15 protein-coding genes are annotated in these 14,097 nt (G+C 63.4%); 1 reads left to right on the top strand and 14 read right to left on the bottom strand.

Annotated features, from left to right (window positions below):
- Positions 1 to 19 precede the first annotated feature (19 nt).
- From CO670_RS05835 to CO670_RS05850, 4 genes are read right to left on the bottom strand one after another with little or no spacing between them, the layout of a single operon-like run.
- Positions 20 to 784, bottom strand: coding sequence for an amino acid ABC transporter ATP-binding protein (locus CO670_RS05835; protein WP_097589390.1), 765 nt, complete (start codon positions 782 to 784; stop codon positions 20 to 22).
- Complete coding sequence (locus CO670_RS05840) at positions 781 to 1,539, bottom strand: amino acid ABC transporter permease (RefSeq protein ID WP_097589391.1); 759 nt, start codon at positions 1,537 to 1,539, stop codon at positions 781 to 783. The genes CO670_RS05835 and CO670_RS05840 overlap by 4 nt, the downstream gene beginning before the upstream one ends.
- Positions 1,536 to 2,243 (bottom strand): amino acid ABC transporter permease, encoded by a 708-nt coding sequence (locus CO670_RS05845; protein WP_097589392.1) that lies wholly within the window; start codon positions 2,241 to 2,243, stop codon positions 1,536 to 1,538. The genes CO670_RS05840 and CO670_RS05845 overlap by 4 nt, the downstream gene beginning before the upstream one ends.
- Positions 2,240 to 3,019: an SDR family oxidoreductase gene (locus CO670_RS05850; protein WP_097589393.1), complete on the bottom strand. Its 780-nt coding sequence runs from the start codon at positions 3,017 to 3,019 to the stop codon at positions 2,240 to 2,242. Before CO670_RS05850 ends, CO670_RS05845 begins: the two co-directional genes overlap by 4 nt.
- A 233-nt stretch (positions 3,020 to 3,252) precedes the next feature.
- Here CO670_RS05850 and nac point away from each other — a divergent pair, with 233 nt between their 5' ends.
- Positions 3,253 to 4,158, top strand: a complete 906-nt coding sequence (gene nac, locus CO670_RS05855; RefSeq protein ID WP_097589394.1) for a nitrogen assimilation transcriptional regulator NAC — start codon at positions 3,253 to 3,255, stop codon at positions 4,156 to 4,158.
- A 13-nt stretch (positions 4,159 to 4,171) separates the two neighbouring features.
- Here the strand turns inward: nac and CO670_RS05860 are convergent, their stop codons facing one another.
- The 10 genes from CO670_RS05860 to CO670_RS05910 all read right to left on the bottom strand — a co-directional run bounded on the left by CO670_RS05860 (position 4,172) and on the right by CO670_RS05910 (position 13,974).
- Positions 4,172 to 5,374 (bottom strand): pyridoxal phosphate-dependent aminotransferase, encoded by a 1,203-nt coding sequence (locus CO670_RS05860; protein WP_097589395.1) that lies wholly within the window; start codon positions 5,372 to 5,374, stop codon positions 4,172 to 4,174.
- A gap of 61 nt (positions 5,375 to 5,435) precedes the next feature.
- Positions 5,436 to 6,203 (bottom strand): 5-oxoprolinase subunit PxpA, encoded by a 768-nt coding sequence (locus tag CO670_RS05865; RefSeq protein WP_097589396.1) that lies wholly within the window; start codon positions 6,201 to 6,203, stop codon positions 5,436 to 5,438.
- A 46-nt stretch (positions 6,204 to 6,249) separates the two neighbouring features.
- The gene (locus tag CO670_RS05870; protein WP_097589397.1) at positions 6,250 to 7,245 is read right to left on the bottom strand and encodes a biotin-dependent carboxyltransferase family protein; all 996 of its coding nucleotides are present in this window, start codon (positions 7,243 to 7,245) and stop codon (positions 6,250 to 6,252) included.
- Complete coding sequence (gene pxpB / locus CO670_RS05875) at positions 7,242 to 7,946, bottom strand: 5-oxoprolinase subunit PxpB (RefSeq protein WP_097589398.1); 705 nt, start codon at positions 7,944 to 7,946, stop codon at positions 7,242 to 7,244. The genes CO670_RS05870 and pxpB overlap by 4 nt, the downstream gene beginning before the upstream one ends.
- Positions 7,943 to 8,368: an acetyl-CoA carboxylase gene (locus CO670_RS05880; protein ID WP_097589501.1), complete on the bottom strand. Its 426-nt coding sequence runs from the start codon at positions 8,366 to 8,368 to the stop codon at positions 7,943 to 7,945. The genes pxpB and CO670_RS05880 overlap by 4 nt, the downstream gene beginning before the upstream one ends.
- Entirely contained in the window at positions 8,365 to 9,759 is a 1,395-nt protein-coding gene (accC, locus tag CO670_RS05885) for an acetyl-CoA carboxylase biotin carboxylase subunit (RefSeq protein WP_097589399.1), read from the bottom strand. Before accC ends, CO670_RS05880 begins: the two co-directional genes overlap by 4 nt.
- Entirely contained in the window at positions 9,759 to 10,190 is a 432-nt protein-coding gene (locus tag CO670_RS05890) for a biotin/lipoyl-containing protein (protein ID WP_097589400.1), read from the bottom strand. Before CO670_RS05890 ends, accC begins: the two co-directional genes overlap by 1 nt.
- Before the next feature lie 308 nt (positions 10,191 to 10,498).
- Complete coding sequence (locus tag CO670_RS05895; protein WP_097589401.1) at positions 10,499 to 10,741, bottom strand: hypothetical protein; 243 nt, start codon at positions 10,739 to 10,741, stop codon at positions 10,499 to 10,501.
- A 125-nt stretch (positions 10,742 to 10,866) separates the two neighbouring features.
- Positions 10,867 to 12,903, bottom strand: a complete 2,037-nt coding sequence (locus CO670_RS32465; RefSeq protein ID WP_141502236.1) for an FAD-dependent oxidoreductase — start codon at positions 12,901 to 12,903, stop codon at positions 10,867 to 10,869.
- A 75-nt stretch (positions 12,904 to 12,978) separates the two neighbouring features.
- The gene (locus CO670_RS05910; RefSeq protein ID WP_097589403.1) at positions 12,979 to 13,974 is read right to left on the bottom strand and encodes an ABC transporter substrate-binding protein; all 996 of its coding nucleotides are present in this window, start codon (positions 13,972 to 13,974) and stop codon (positions 12,979 to 12,981) included.
- Positions 13,975 to 14,097 lie beyond the last annotated feature (123 nt).

The raw sequence follows: 14,097 nt of genomic DNA on the forward strand, positions 1-14,097 counted from the left end.
TTGTTTTTGGTCGTTGGTGTCAGTGCCTGAGATCAGCGAGAAAACGCTGAGCCCGGGGATGGCGTGGATTGCTGAAGAAGTCCTCCGGGGTCGCCATTTCGATGATCTGGCCGGCATCGATGAACCAGATCCGGTCGGCGACCTCACGCGCGAAGCCCATCTCGTGGGTGACGCAGAGCATGGTCATGCCTTCGGCGGCGAGGCTCTTCATGACGGCGAGCACCTCGCCGACCATTTCGGGATCGAGCGCGCTCGTCGGCTCGTCGAACAGCATCACCGGCGGTTCCATGGCAAGGGCGCGGGCGATCGCCACGCGCTGCTGCTGGCCGCCCGAGAGCTGGCCGGGATAGGCACGGGCCTTGTCGGCAAGACCGACCCGGTCGAGGAGCTTGAGGGCCTTTTCATGCGCGATATCAGGCGCCACGCCCTTCACCCGGATCGGCGACATCGAGACGTTTTCGGCGACCGAAAGATGCGGAAACAGGTTGAAGTTCTGGAATACGAAGCCGATCCGGCTGCGCATCGCATTGAGTTCCCTCGCCCGCATGGCGGCGTGGATGTTCTGCCCGTCGAGCGTGATCGATCCGCTGTTGATCTCCTCCAGGCGATTGATCGTGCGGATCAGCGTCGATTTTCCCGAACCCGACGGACCGCAGATGACGACCACCTCGCCGCGCGCGACCTGCGCTTCGATGTCCTTCAGGACCGGATAGTCGCCATAGCTCTTGCAGACCTGCGAAAGCCGGATCGTCTGTGATTCCTGTGCTGAAACGGACATGGTCATAGCTGCTCCGATGCGATTTTCGATGGCGCGACCAGGGAGGCGGCGGGGACGCTGAGCAGTCCGGCACGCCGCCGCGTGATGCGCCGCTCGAGGCGATTGGCGAAATAGGTGAGCGTCCAGCAGATGATGAAGTAGACGATCGCCAGGATGAGGAAGACCTGGAAGGGCTGCGTCAGCAGCTGGTTGTTGACCTGGCTTGCCGCAAAGGTCAGATCAGGCACGTTGATCACGTAGCCGAGCGTGGTGTCCTTGATCGTCGAGACGAAGGTGGAGATGATGCTCGGGATCATGTTGTAGAGCGCCTGCGGCAGGATGATGTAGCGCATCGCGCCGATATAGCTGTGGCCAAGCGCACGCGCCGCATCCATCTGACCCGGGCCAAGTGCTACGATGCCGGCGCGCACGACTTCGCTCAGAAACGCGCTCTGATAGACCACCAGCGTCGTCAGCATCGTCACGAAGCTCGGCACATCGGCGCCCGTCAGCAGCGGCACCAGGAAATAGCTCCACAGGATGAGCATCAGGAGCGGCACGCCTCGGGTGAAATAAACGAGCGCAGTGACCGGCCAGCGCAAGAGCCGCGATTTGGAAAGCCGCGCCAAGGCGAACAGGATGCTCGCCGGAAAGGCGAGAGCGATGCTGAGCGCGGAAAGGATCAGCGTGTTGGCGAGCCCGCCGAGCGGTCCGTTCGGATATTGGCCGATCAAAAGCAGCAGCCAGTAGTCGCGGATGATGGCGGTCATGTCCTGGATCATGCGCGCGCCCTCCAGGCGGGATCCTCGCGCATCGACAGATAGGCGCCGATGCTCATGATCACGAGCGAGAAGAAGAGGTAGAGAACCGTACCGATCAGGTAGATCTCGAAGGTGCGGAAGCTGAGGTTCTCGATTTCCTTGACGGCATGCGTCAGTTCCGAGGCGCCGATGACGACGGCGAGACTGCTGTTCTTGAGCAGGGAGACGCTGTGATTGATGAGCGGCGGCAGCGCGTTGCGCACGCCCTGCGGCATGATGACGAACCGCATCGCCGAGACGTAACCATGACCGAGCGCGCGGGCCGCCTGCATCTGGCCGTCGCCGACCGACCGCACGCCCGAACGAAGATCTTCGCTGAAATAGGCCGCCTGGCAGAGGCCGAGCCCGATCACCGCGAAGATCGCCTCGGCATTATGGCTTGCCAGCCATGTCGAGAGGCCGCTCGGCATCAGCGTGAAGATCCCGAAATACCAGAGCATCAGCTGCACCAGCGTCGGGACGTTCCGGTGATAGGAAACGTAAGCGGCGACCAGCGGATCGCCGAAGCGGAAGGGCGACAGGCGCACGGCCAGCAGCACGAGCGCCAGCGCCATCGCCAGCGTCCAGGACCCGGCATAGATGATGAAAGTCATCTGGATGCCATGCAGCAGCATGGCGGCATATTCGGGATTCCCGAGGATTGCCGAAAGGTCGAAGCCGCTCACGAGCCCGGCTCCCCGGATAGATCCGTCTTCGCCGCAGGCTGCGGCTTTGCCGTCTGCAGGCCGCCCATGACCTGCAGCGTCGGCGTGATCTCCATATGTCCGATGTTGACCGCGACGGGGGCCGATATTGCGAAGGCGATCGCGTCGGCGATATCGGCCGCCTGCGGCAGTTCGAAGCCGTCGATGAACCGTTCGCGGACGCTGGGGTCGTTGCCATGGACATGGTTGAAAATGTCGGTGGCGACGCGGCCGGGGCAGATTTCCGTGACCCGCACCCGCTTGCCGAAAGCGTCGATCCGCAGCTGGTTGGACAACATGCTCACGCCGGCCTTGGTGGCGTGATAGGAGGAGTTGCCGCCGAAATTATAAGCGCCGGCGATCGACGAGATATTGATGACGTGGCCGCGATCCCGCGCCACCATGCCGGGCACGACCAGGCGGCAAAGGTGCAGCACCGCGCGAAGATTGACGTCGACGAGGAGATCGATATCGGCCTCGTCGGCTTCGAGGAACTTCTTCGGCCGGTCGACGCCGGCATTGTTGACGAGAATGTCGAACTCCACCCGGCCCGCGAGCGCGGCCAGTGCCTGGCGGTCGGTTACGTCGATGACATGAGGGATGCAGCCCGTCCGCGCGGCCAGCTGCTGCAGCGCGTCTGCACTGCGGGCAACCGCATGGACCTCGATGTTCTCCCGGCGGAGCCGCTCGACAACGGCTGCGCCGATTCCGGAGGATGCGCCGGTTACCAGTGCGGTCTTGTAGTCGGAGAATGGCATTGTCGTTCCCTTGTTGTTGATGAGACAGTAGCGAAGCTTTAACCCCTTGCCTAAGACCGATTATCTCTGGAGCAATAAGCAACGGTTATGGAGCAGGTGCGGCCTGCCGAAGCAGAGAAAATAGGGCTGCGCGGCGTCTCGGCGTGGCTTGGCCCGAGACCGCGTCGCGTTGCAAAAGCAATGCGCCTCTGCAAACATGCTGCCATGCAGATCAGAATGGTTCCCCGATCCCCATGGACATCAGACGCCTCAAATCCTTCATCGTGATCGTCGACAGCGGCAGCATCACGCGAGCGGCGGATCTCTTGCATATCGCCCAGCCGGCGCTCAGCCAGCAGCTCGCGGCGCTGGAAGAGCATTTCGGCCACAAGCTGCTGATCCGCAGCCAGCAAGGTGTCAGCATGACCGATGCGGGGCATGCGGTGTATCGTCATGCCCAGATCATCCTGCGGCAGATGGAGCAGGCGCAGGCCGATGCCTCGGCCGCCGGCAACTCGCTTGCGGGGCGCGTTTCCGTCGGTCTGGTGCCCTTCAGCAGTGCTGCGACGCTCTCGGTCGATCTGCTCGCCGAGACCAGGAAACTGCATCCCGGCATCCTGCTGCATCTGACCGAAAGTGTGGGCCAGACCTATAGCCAGATGATCATGAACGGCCGGCTGGAGATGGCGCTTCTGCATGGAACCGGGCCGATCAAGGGCGTGCGGTTCGAGCCGATCCTCAGCGAAGAATTTTTCCTGGTCGTCCATCGCGACTTTGCGATCGAAGCGGATGCGAAGCCCGTTCCGGTCAGCGCTCTCGACGGGATACCGATGCTGTTGCCGCCGGCCTATAATTTCGTCCGCCGCGGGGTCGATACCGCCTTCACGCGCACGCGCACCAATCTGAAAGTCGTGGCGGAAGTCGAAATCGTCCGCACGCTGGCCCGTGCTGTCGCGAGCGGCCTCGGCGCGACGATCATGCCGCGGGCCATTGCCGACCGCATCGTCTCGGAATCGGGCGAGCCGCTGATCTGCCGGCTCGTCTCGCCCAGGATAGAGGAAACGCTTTCACTTTGCGTTTCCGATCAGAATCCTTTGTCGGAACCGGCCCTTGCCGTCCGGGATATCCTTCTCGGTCTGACGGCGCGGCTGAAAGCTTAAAGCGCTTGGTCAGTCAGCGCATATCCCGGCAGAATTGTGCTATGCGGGCGCAGCCTTCGTCGAGTTTTTCCATGCTCGTGGCGTAGGAAATGCGGAAGAAGGGGCTCATTCCGTAAGCCGCGCCTTGCACGGTGGCGACATGATGCTCTTCGACCAGCGCCATGACGAAATCGACGTCGGTTTCGATCTTTCGCCCGCCCTTGCTCGTCTTGCCGATCAACCCCGATATATTGGGGTAGATGTAGAAAGCGCCTTCCGGTTTGTGGCAGCGCAGGCCTTCCACCTCCGACAATCTGTCGAGGACGAAGTCGCGTCTTTTCTTGTAGATCGCAGCGCGCTCCTTCAACAGATCTTGAGGCCCGTCTAGTGCTGCGGTCGCCGCGGCCTGCGTCAGCGTCGCGATGCCGCCGCCGTTCTGGCCGTTGACGTTGCTGATGGCTGAGATCAGATCTTTCGGGCCGGCGCAGAAGCCGAGACGCCAGCCCGTCATCGCGTAAGCCTTGGAGACACCGTTCATCGTCAGGACGCGCTCATAGAGCCTCGGCTCGACTTCCGCCATGGTGCAGAACTGGAAGTCGTCATAAACAAGGTGCTCGTAGATGTCGTCGGTCATGATCCAGACGTGGGGATGACGCAGCATCACTTCGGCGATGGCGGCCATCTCGGCCCGGGAGCAGGCAGCACCGGTAGGGTTGTTCGGGAAATTCAGGAAGAGCCACTTGGTGCGCGGTGTGATTGCCGCTTCCAGATCTTCGGGACGCAGCTTGAAGCCGGTCTCTTCGTGGCAGGGGACGGCGACCGGCACGCCGCCGGCGAATTTGACGATATCGGCATAGCTGACCCAGGAGGGTGTGGGGATGACGACCTCGTCGCCGGGATTGCAGGTTGCCAGCATGGCGTTGAAGATCACCTGCTTGCCGCCGCCGGAAACGACGATCTGGCTGGCGTCGTAGTCGAGATTGTTGTCGCGCTTGAACTTCCTGATGATGGCGGCTTTGAGCGCCGGCGTGCCGTCCATGGGCGGATATTTCGTATCGCCGGCCAGCGCTGCGGCGTGGGCGGCCTCGATCGCATGCGCAGGCGTGGGGAAATCCGGTTCGCCCGAGGAGAGGCTGACGACCTTGATCCCTTCGGCGGCCAGTTCCCTGGCGCGCTGGGTCATGGCGGCGGATGCGGAAATGGAGACGTTTTTCAGGCGGTCGGCCTTGATGGACATCGACGTGGTCCTTCGATGAGGGATTGAAACGATAGACCGCCCTCAGGCGATCGGGATTGCATCATTCAGCAAGTTCGGCGGCGGGAGCGAGCGTGGCGCCCGTGGCTTCGATCTCGCCGCGCACGATGCCGGCAAGTTCGAGGGCGCCGGGCGTGTCGCTGTGGACGAGAATGGAGCGCGCCGGCATGGCGATCACGGCTCCGTCGATCGTCCGGACGGATCCGTCGAGCAGGAATTGCCGCACACGCGCCCGCACCGCGGCTTCGTCCTTGATGACGGCGCCCGGCAGCCCGCGCGCAACGAGTTTGCCGTCGGCGTCATAGGCCCGGTCCGCAAGGAAAAGCGCCAGCGTCTTCAGACGAGCCCGCTTCGCGGCCTGCTCGATCTCGCTGCCCGACGTGACGAAGACGACGAGATTAGCGTCGACGGTCGCGATCGCATCCATCATCAGGTCGGCGAGCACGGGGTCGCGGTTGACCATATTGCCCATGGCGGCATGGAAGCTGATATGGGAGACGGCGGCGCGCTCGGCTCTGGCGATCGCCATCAGGGCGCCGAGCTGGTAGAGCATCTGCTGGCGAAGCTCGTCCGCCGGGAACGGTATTTCGCGCCGGCCAAATCCGAGCCGGTCGGGCAGACCCGGATGGGCGCCGATGCCGACGCCGTTCAGCTTTGCGAGCCGGACCATGCGCCCCATCGTGTCGGGATCACCGCCGTGGAAACCGCAGGCGATGTTGGCCGAGGAGACGATCTTCATCATCGCTTCGTCGTCGCACAGCCGGTAGGGGCCAAATCCTTCGCCCATGTCGGAATTCAGATCGATTTTCATGAGTTCCTCCTTCTGATGGCCTTGGGCTCTTTCTTGCATGTCCGCATCAGGCCATCGCCTTCAGGGCGCGTTTGACCATCCCGCATGTTTGTCTGACATCCTCGACGTAGCGGCCGACGGCCTGTTCGACGGCCCGGGCCTCGGCATGCGTCGAGCGGACGAATTTCAGCCGGGCGCCGATGCGGGCCTGGCCGAGCCGCCAGAGATCGCATTCGATCACGCCGGCGATCTTCGGATATCCGCCGGCGGTATTCGCATCGCTCATCTGCACGATGGGTTCGCCGCCGGGCGGAACCTGGATCACCCCGGGCACCACGCCGTGGGAGCGCATCTCGATCGATGCGGTCGGCGTGATCGGCTCGCCGGACAGGCGGTAGCCGGTCCGGTCGCTTCGGGAGGAAATCCGCCAGGTCTGGTTCCAGAAGGCTTCGCCGTCTGCCGCGAAAAAATCGTGCTCGCCGGCCGGCAGCGCGCGGATCGGCAATACGCCGTCGACGGGAGCCGGGAAGACCTCGTGCAGTGCCACCGCCGGCTCGATAACGGCAAGGCCGGCGGCCGGCAGCATGGCAATCTCCAGATCCTCGCCGACCATGAGCCGGTCGCTCTTCGCCAGCGGCCGGCCGGCATTGCCGCCGAAGCCGCCGCGCAGCGACGTGCTGCGCGAGCCCATCACGACAGGGATATCCAGCCCGCCGCCGAACGAGACATAGGAACGCGCCAGCCGCGGCGGCTGCTTCAATTCGAGAACCTGTCCGGCTTCGGCGACATGGGCGCACCAGGCAAGCAGTTCCGATCCGTCGAGATGGGGATTGCCGTCGGCGCCGGTCACGGCAAAGGCGATGCGCCGCTCGAAACGCAGGCGGAACGGGAAGGTCTGCACCTCGATCACGGCAGCATTCTCGTCATTGCCGACGAGAATATTGCCGATCCGGACCGCAAGCGGGTCCATCGCGCCGCTCGCCGATACGCCGATATCGCGATAGCCGGGACGGCCGAGATCCTGCACCGTGTTGAAAGGGCCGCTTTCCAGGATCTCGATCATAGTTCGACCCTCGCCGGCAGGAACCGCACCGTATCTCCCGGCGCCATCATGGCCGGCGTCGGCGAGGCGGGATCGAACATCTCAAGTGTCGCAAAGCCTATGGAATTCCAGCCGTTCGGCCCGGTCAGCATGGCGACGCCGGTCTGCATGCCGCCGATGGTCACGCAGCCCTTGGCCATCTTCAGCGAGGGCACGGTCTTTCGCGGCATGTAGATGCGCGGGTCGAGACCATGCAGATAGCCGAAACCCGGCGCGCTGCCCAAGGCGAAGACACGGTAGGTCGCTTGATGATGGATGCGCACGACCTCGCGGTCGCTGAGGCCTGAGAGATCGCAAAGGGCGGGAAGATCGCTCGCATGTTCGCCGCCGTAATGGACGGGGATTTCGATGATCTTGCCTTCGAGATCGATGCTCTGCGCATGCTCCCATGCCTCCAGCAGCCGGACGACCACCGCATCGGGATCCTCCGGTGTCTCCTTGAAGATCACCAGCAGGTTGGTCATCCCGGGAATATCCTCGGCAAGCTCCGCCCAGCCCTTGACGGTCCGGGACAGGGCCCAGATCCGTCGCTGCGCGGCAAGATCGAAATCGCCTGGCGCTTCGAGCAGGAAGGATCTGGCGCCGATTGCGGAAACCCGCGCCCGGCTTTGGGTGGCCGGAACGATCTCGCGTTGCGCATGCCTGTTCGTCGTGACGATCATGATGGGAACTCGATTTCGAACAGAGGATCACCGAAGCCGATCAGCGCGCCTGGCTCGGCAAGCAGCTTGGTCAAAACACCGGAGCGGCCGGCGCGAAGGGGAAGCAGCACATGGCCTATCCTGACGAAGCCGAGGATGTCGGCTTCGGATACGGAGCGCGGCAGAGTTTGCGGCGCCACAGGGGCGGCGGGATGTTCGACGCAGAAATGTCCGGCTATCGGCGCCTTCACGATCGCTGATGCGGATCCTGGAACGCGCGGCGTCGCCTCCGTCGCGCTAATCCGGGCGCCGCCCTCCCCTGAGATGACGATGCGCAGCTGTCCGTCCGGCCGGGAGATCTCCAGCCCGTCCACGCCCGCGGCCGTCAGCGCCTCGGTCAGGGACGCGATGGTGGCGGGATCGCTGAAATCGATCGCGCTCATGCCGCTGCCCTCCGCAGCTTCAGCCATTGCTCGAGATAATGAATATCCGTCTCGCCGCGCGCGAAAGCGTGGTCCTCGAACAGGGCCCTGAGGAAGGGAAGGTTGGTGGCGATGCCCTCGATCTCGGTGCCGGCAAGCGCTTCGCACATTCTGGCCATGGCTTTCGCCCGCGTCGGCGCATGCACGATCAGCTTGGCGATCAGCGAGTCGTAATAGGGCGAGACCTTATAGCCGGCATGGATATGCGTATCGACGCGGATGCCCGGCCCCTGGGGCAAGGCCAGATGGGTGATGACGCCCGCCGACGGCAGGAAGGTTTCGGGATCTTCGGCATTGATGCGGCATTCGAAGGAATGGCCCTCGCATGCCACGTCGTCCTGGGCGAGATCCAGAACCTCTCCCTGGGCCGCCTTGATCTGCGCCTGGACGATATCGAGCCCGCTCGTCATCTCGGTGACGGGATGTTCGACCTGGAGCCGCGTGTTCATTTCGATGAAATAGAAAGCGCCGTTTTCATAGAGGAATTCGAAGGTGCCGACGCCGCGGTAGCCGATTTGGCGGCAGGCCTCCACGCAGGCCATGCCGACCGGCTGGATGATGTCGGGCGCGATTCCCGGGGCCGGCGCCTCCTCCACCACCTTCTGATGGCGGCGCTGCATCGAGCAATCCCGGTGCCCCAGCCACACTGCATTGCCGTGATCGTCGCAAAGGACCTGGATCTCGATATGGCGCGGATGCTCCAGGAATTTCTCCATGTAGAGGGCGGGCGAGCCGAAGGCCTTGCGCGCCTCTTCCCGCGTCAGCGCGATGGCTTCCTGCAACTGGCCGGCTTCCGGCACGACGCGCATGCCGCGCCCGCCGCCGCCGCCCGATGCCTTGACGATGACGGGATATCCGATCTCCAGTGCGATGCGCTCGACCGAAGCCGGATCGTCCGGCAGCGCGGTGTCGGGACCCGGAACGCAGGGGACGCCAGCCGCCATCATCGACCGCTTCGCCGCGATCTTGTCGCCCATGGTCGCGATCGACGAAGCCGTGGGGCCGATAAAGACCAGCCCGGCCTTTTCGACCGCGTCTGCGAATGCGGCGTTCTCCGACAGAAAACCGTAGCCGGGATGGATGGCGCCCGCGCCGGTCAGGCGTGCCGCGAGGAGGATCGCATCCTGATTGAGATAGCTCTTGCCGGCAGCCGACGGGCCGATACAGAGAAAACCGTCCGCGGTCTTGATATAAGGCGCCTGCCTGTCCGCCTCGGAGCAGATGGCGACCGTCTTCAGGCCGAGGTCGCGGCAGGCGCGCTCGATCCGGGCGGCGATCTCGCCGCGATTGGCGATCAGCACGGTATCGAAGCGGTGTCCGGCAGCGGCGGTTCGTTCGGAGGTTTCCGGCATCAGGCAATCTCCGCCAGCAGTTCGCCGGTCTCGATCTCGCCGCCGTCGATATCGATCAGGCGCGTGATGCGCCCGGCCCGCGGCGCGGCGATCTTGTTGAAGACCTTCATCGCCTCGATGATGAAGAGTGTCTGCCCCTCCTCCACCTCGTCGCCGATCGCGACGAATGGCGGCTCCCCGGGCGCGGGCGCCCGGTGCAGAACGCCGAAAACCGGCGCCTTTACCGCATGGGCGGTTTTCTCGACGGGCGACGGCGCATCGGGGGCAAGGCTGTCTATCGGTCCTGCTTCTTGCGGGATCGCAGCGGCGGCCTCCTGCCCCGGAGACGTTCTGAAAATCCGAACCGTCACGTCCTTTTCCGTCACGGTCAGCTCGGTAATGTTCGATCGGCCGACAAAGTCGATCAGCGTCTTGATCTTCGAGAGGTCCATGTGCGTGCTCGGAATTTCAATATTCCACCGCGCAGACCTGAGGTTTCAAATCGCCCGGCGTTGTGATTTTCGTAGCACGATGCGCCGGCTGATGGGGTCAGACGAACTTTTGATGGACGGTTGGACGTCACGGCTGGACGAAGAAATGGACATGCCGGAAACGCCGGAAGATATCCGGTCCTCCATTCGTCCCAGGAGGATCGGTTCTGGTCAGGCCGAGGGTCTGATCAGAGTTTGCATGATGTCATATGCCGCGCGGCCAATCCGGAATTCACCGCGCGGCCTTAGGGATTTAAGGGGTCTCCGGCTTACCGCCACTTGCCCGCATCGGCACTATCCTGGCAGCCATAGGGCGGCAGGGCGCCGGCAAATGTGGCATGAAGGGTGGCGCATCCCCATGCGTTGATCGGGCCGGGCATCCGGCTGTTCAGCTCGATGCCGACTTCATCATACGGGCTTTCCACATTGGTGACATAGCGGTACCAGCGGAAGCCGATGAGCACGGTGAATGCAATGACGACGGTCAGCAGCAATTGAATGGCCCGGCGCAATATATTCTCCTTCAAAATCAATAGTATCAGGCCCGGTCCCGCTTCGGGACCGGATCTCGCCTTCCTATTGAGTTGCGCCGTTCTGCACAAGACGGCCGCGCGCCGGAGGTCGTCCTCAGCTATGGTTATGCCACGGAAATTTCCAGCGCCTGCCCGCTCCGCATCTCTTTCTCGACGCCGATCGCCATTCCGGCCCGCCGGCCCTCGTAAAAAGCAAAGGGAGCCTGTCTTGGCGCCACGCCGTCGCCGATTTCGACGAAGGGGATGCCGAGTTCCGCCAGTTCCAGGGCGAGCCAGTTGGCGGCGACATTGGTCGTGGAGAAGACGAGGCTGTCGGCGTCGATCGTCTCACGCTTTCCCGTCAGGTGGGAGACGAGGGTCGCGGAATTTCCCTGCCAGCTCTCTATACTGGCCTCCGTCCGGAATTCGACGCCGAGCATGCTGAGGGTCCGCCGCAGCGGAACGTCGGCGGAGGTGCGCTGGAGTTCCTTTCCGATAAGCGCATCGGGCGTCACGAGGACGACCTCGTGCCCCTGCTCGGCGAGTTTCCAGGAAGTGCCGCAGCCCTTCCAGCCGCCGGTTTCGTCCAAGAGGATGACACGTTTGCCGAGCCTTGCCTGGCGCGCCATGACGCTTTCGGCGGAAAAGACGTTTCCGCGCTCGATCCCTTCGAGTGCCGGGCGATCGGGCATGGCTTTCTGAAATCCGGAATCCTGCGGCAGCGATCCGGTCGCCAGGATCACCGCGTCGGCGCCGATGGCAGCGACGTCGCTTCCCTCGATATAGCTATTGAAGCGGACCTCGACGCCGAGTTTTTCGAAGCGGATCTCGTACCAGCGAATGAGGTCCAGTATCTGCGCTCGCCGCGGCTGCTCGCCGGCGAGGCGGAAAGCGCCGCCCAGCCGGTCCGAGGCTTCCGCCAGGACGACGCGATGGCCTCTTTCAGCCGCCACGCGAGCAGCTTCCAAGCCGGCCGGCCCTCCCCCGACGACCAATACGAACTGCGGATTTTCCACAGGCTCGAACCGGTCGCCTCCCCATTCCGCTTCGCGCCCGACGGAAGGATTGATCAGACAGCTGATCCAATAGTCGCGCGAGCGGCGGCCCCAGCACATCTGGTTGCAGGAAAGACAGCCCCTGATATCCTCGGGCGTTCCCAGGCGCGCCTTGTTGGCGAGATGCGGGTCGGCGATCTGGCCGCGGACGATGGAAACCAGGTCCGCCGCCCCCTCCCCGAGCGTGATCTCCGCGTTTTCAGGTGTCCGGATATGGCTTTCCGCCGTGACCAGCGCATGCGTCACGACCTTCTTCAGGCGTGCCGACAGCTCGGCACCCAGCCGCTCCGGATAGAGAAAGGTCGGCATCAGGCTGCCATAGTCGAAATATCCGCCCGAGCCGCAGGTCACGTAGTCGATCAGTCTCTCGCCATCGAGGCCGGCGACGATCTCCGTCAACTGGTCGCGGTTCAAGGCGGTCGGACAGCCGGGCTCGTCGCTGACGGTCAGCCCGATGATGAAGCCGGGGCCGCAAGCATGCCGGATGCGGCTGAGGACTTCCCTAGAGAATCTCGTCCGGTTCTCGAGACTCCCGCCCCAGCGATCGTCGCGGCGATTGTAGAAGGGCGTCCAGAACTGGTCGAGCAGACCGCCATAGGCAGCCCAGACCTCGACGCCGTCGAAGCCCGCCGCCTGACAGCGCAGCGCCGCCTTGACGAAGGCGTCGATGGTTTCCTCGATCTCGTCCTCCGTCATCGCATGCGAACCGTCGCTATCGTGGTAGCTCGGCCCTCCCGAAGGCGACCAGTGCGCATGAAACGAAAGGTCGGAATCTCCATGGCTTCCGACATGATAGAGCTGCTGGAGGATAACTGCCCCATGCTGCTTCACGCTATCGGTCAGCCGCCGGAAGGCCGGAATGACGGAGTCGTCTGATGTCCGGAAATTGCCGCGCGTCAGCACGGTGGCCGGATGCACGGGCATCGGCTCGACGACGATCATGGACGCGCCGCCGATCGCCCGCTCGACATAATAGGCGATCGTCTGATCACCGGGCAGTCCATTGACGGACATGTTTGCCGTGTGGGCGCCGAATACGATCCTGTTGCGCAGCCTATGGCCTGCCAGCGTGATTGGGGAAAAGGTCTTAGGAAAGGAGCTTGTCATGTTGAATCCTGTGGGGGTCCACGGCTTGGCCTGTCGTGCGAATGCGCGGGCCTATGAAGCCCGCGCACTGGGAATTCAGAGGGCGGCCGTAATTTTCTTCGCCACTTCTGCGCTCAGCCACGATTTCCAGATCTCGGGGTGCTCCTTGAAAAAGTGCAACGCGCCATCTTCGCCGCCCGCCTGGGTATCGGTCATCCATGCCATGACCGAGCTGACGGTCTGATTGTTCCATGACCTCTTGCTGAGGTAATCGACCACCCCGGTGTTGCCGCTCTCCGCGAGCCGTTGCGAGACGAGCGTCACGACGTGGTCCATCGGCCACTCGTTCTTCCTGGGATCGGTACAATCGGAAACCGTGTTGCAGCGCTTCCACTCCGCCCCGTCGTGCGGGACGCCGGCGTCCAGGCGAACCATCGAATATTTCCCGAGAAGGGCGGTCGGAGACCAATAGTAGCCCATCCATCCCTCCTTGCGCTCATAGGCGCGCGCCATGGCTCCGTCGAGACCAGCCTGGGTGCCGGGATCGACGAGTTCGAACCCTTTGGCATCGCCGTCATAGGCCTTGAAAAGCTGGGCGCTGACGACCGAGCCGCCGGATCCCGCCGGGCCGTTGAAGACAGCGCCTTTCGCGGCCTTTTCGGGTGCCGGGAAAAGCTCCGGATGGGCGAAGGCATCATCCACCGTCTTGATCTCGGGATGGGCGTCGATGATGAATTTCGGTATGTACCAGCCCTGGATGCCGCCGTCGGACAAGGCCGGTCCGATATTTACAATTCTGCGCTCGTCGACGCCGCGTCTCACGATCTCCGGGACAAGGTCGACCCAGGCCTCGCCGGCAATATCCGGCTGTCCCTTTTCCACCATCGAGGTGATCGTCGGCACCGTATCGCCGGGCACGAACTCCACCTGACAGCCGAAGCCGTGCTCGAGGATGAACTTGTCGACATGGGCGAGAAGTTCGCCGCTTTGCCAGTTCATATTGGCAACGGTAACGGAACCGCAGTCGGCGCGGGGGTTGGAGACGATGCCGGCGATCAGCGCGACCGTCGAAATTGCGAGAAGATTTCTCATTGCGTTCCCCTTTTCGTGCATTTGGCCTGTCTGCTGGGCGGGCGGAACGCCGGTTTCCTCACTTCGGCACCTCGCCTCCCCATGCACGCCCATGGTATTTGTCTTGGCCGCCGCGGTATTGTA

This window comes from Rhizobium sp. J15 (assembly GCF_002531825.1).
Lineage (GTDB): Bacteria > Pseudomonadota > Alphaproteobacteria > Rhizobiales > Rhizobiaceae > Rhizobium.

Bases quoted from the DNA above. Each gene is read 5' to 3' on its own strand.
- CO670_RS05835 (WP_097589390.1), bottom strand. From the start codon at position 784: ATGACCATGTCCGTTTCAGCACAGGAATCACAGACGATCCGGCTTTCG.
- CO670_RS05840 (WP_097589391.1), bottom strand. From the start codon at position 1,539: ATGATCCAGGACATGACCGCCATCATCCGCGACTACTGGCTGCTGCTT.
- CO670_RS05850 (WP_097589393.1), bottom strand. From the start codon at position 3,019: ATGCCATTCTCCGACTACAAGACCGCACTGGTAACCGGCGCATCCTCC.
- nac (WP_097589394.1), top strand. From the start codon at position 3,253: ATGGACATCAGACGCCTCAAATCCTTCATCGTGATCGTCGACAGCGGC.
- CO670_RS05860 (WP_097589395.1), bottom strand. From the start codon at position 5,374: ATGTCCATCAAGGCCGACCGCCTGAAAAACGTCTCCATTTCCGCATCC.
- CO670_RS05865 (WP_097589396.1), bottom strand. From the start codon at position 6,203: ATGAAAATCGATCTGAATTCCGACATGGGCGAAGGATTTGGCCCCTAC.
- CO670_RS05870 (WP_097589397.1), bottom strand. From the start codon at position 7,245: ATGATCGAGATCCTGGAAAGCGGCCCTTTCAACACGGTGCAGGATCTC.
- pxpB (WP_097589398.1), bottom strand. From the start codon at position 7,946: ATGATCGTCACGACGAACAGGCATGCGCAACGCGAGATCGTTCCGGCC.
- CO670_RS05880 (WP_097589501.1), bottom strand. From the start codon at position 8,368: ATGAGCGCGATCGATTTCAGCGATCCCGCCACCATCGCGTCCCTGACC.
- accC (WP_097589399.1), bottom strand. From the start codon at position 9,759: ATGCCGGAAACCTCCGAACGAACCGCCGCTGCCGGACACCGCTTCGAT.
- CO670_RS05890 (WP_097589400.1), bottom strand. From the start codon at position 10,190: ATGGACCTCTCGAAGATCAAGACGCTGATCGACTTTGTCGGCCGATCG.
- CO670_RS32465 (WP_141502236.1), bottom strand. From the start codon at position 12,903: ATGACAAGCTCCTTTCCTAAGACCTTTTCCCCAATCACGCTGGCAGGC.
- CO670_RS05910 (WP_097589403.1), bottom strand. From the start codon at position 13,974: ATGAGAAATCTTCTCGCAATTTCGACGGTCGCGCTGATCGCCGGCATC.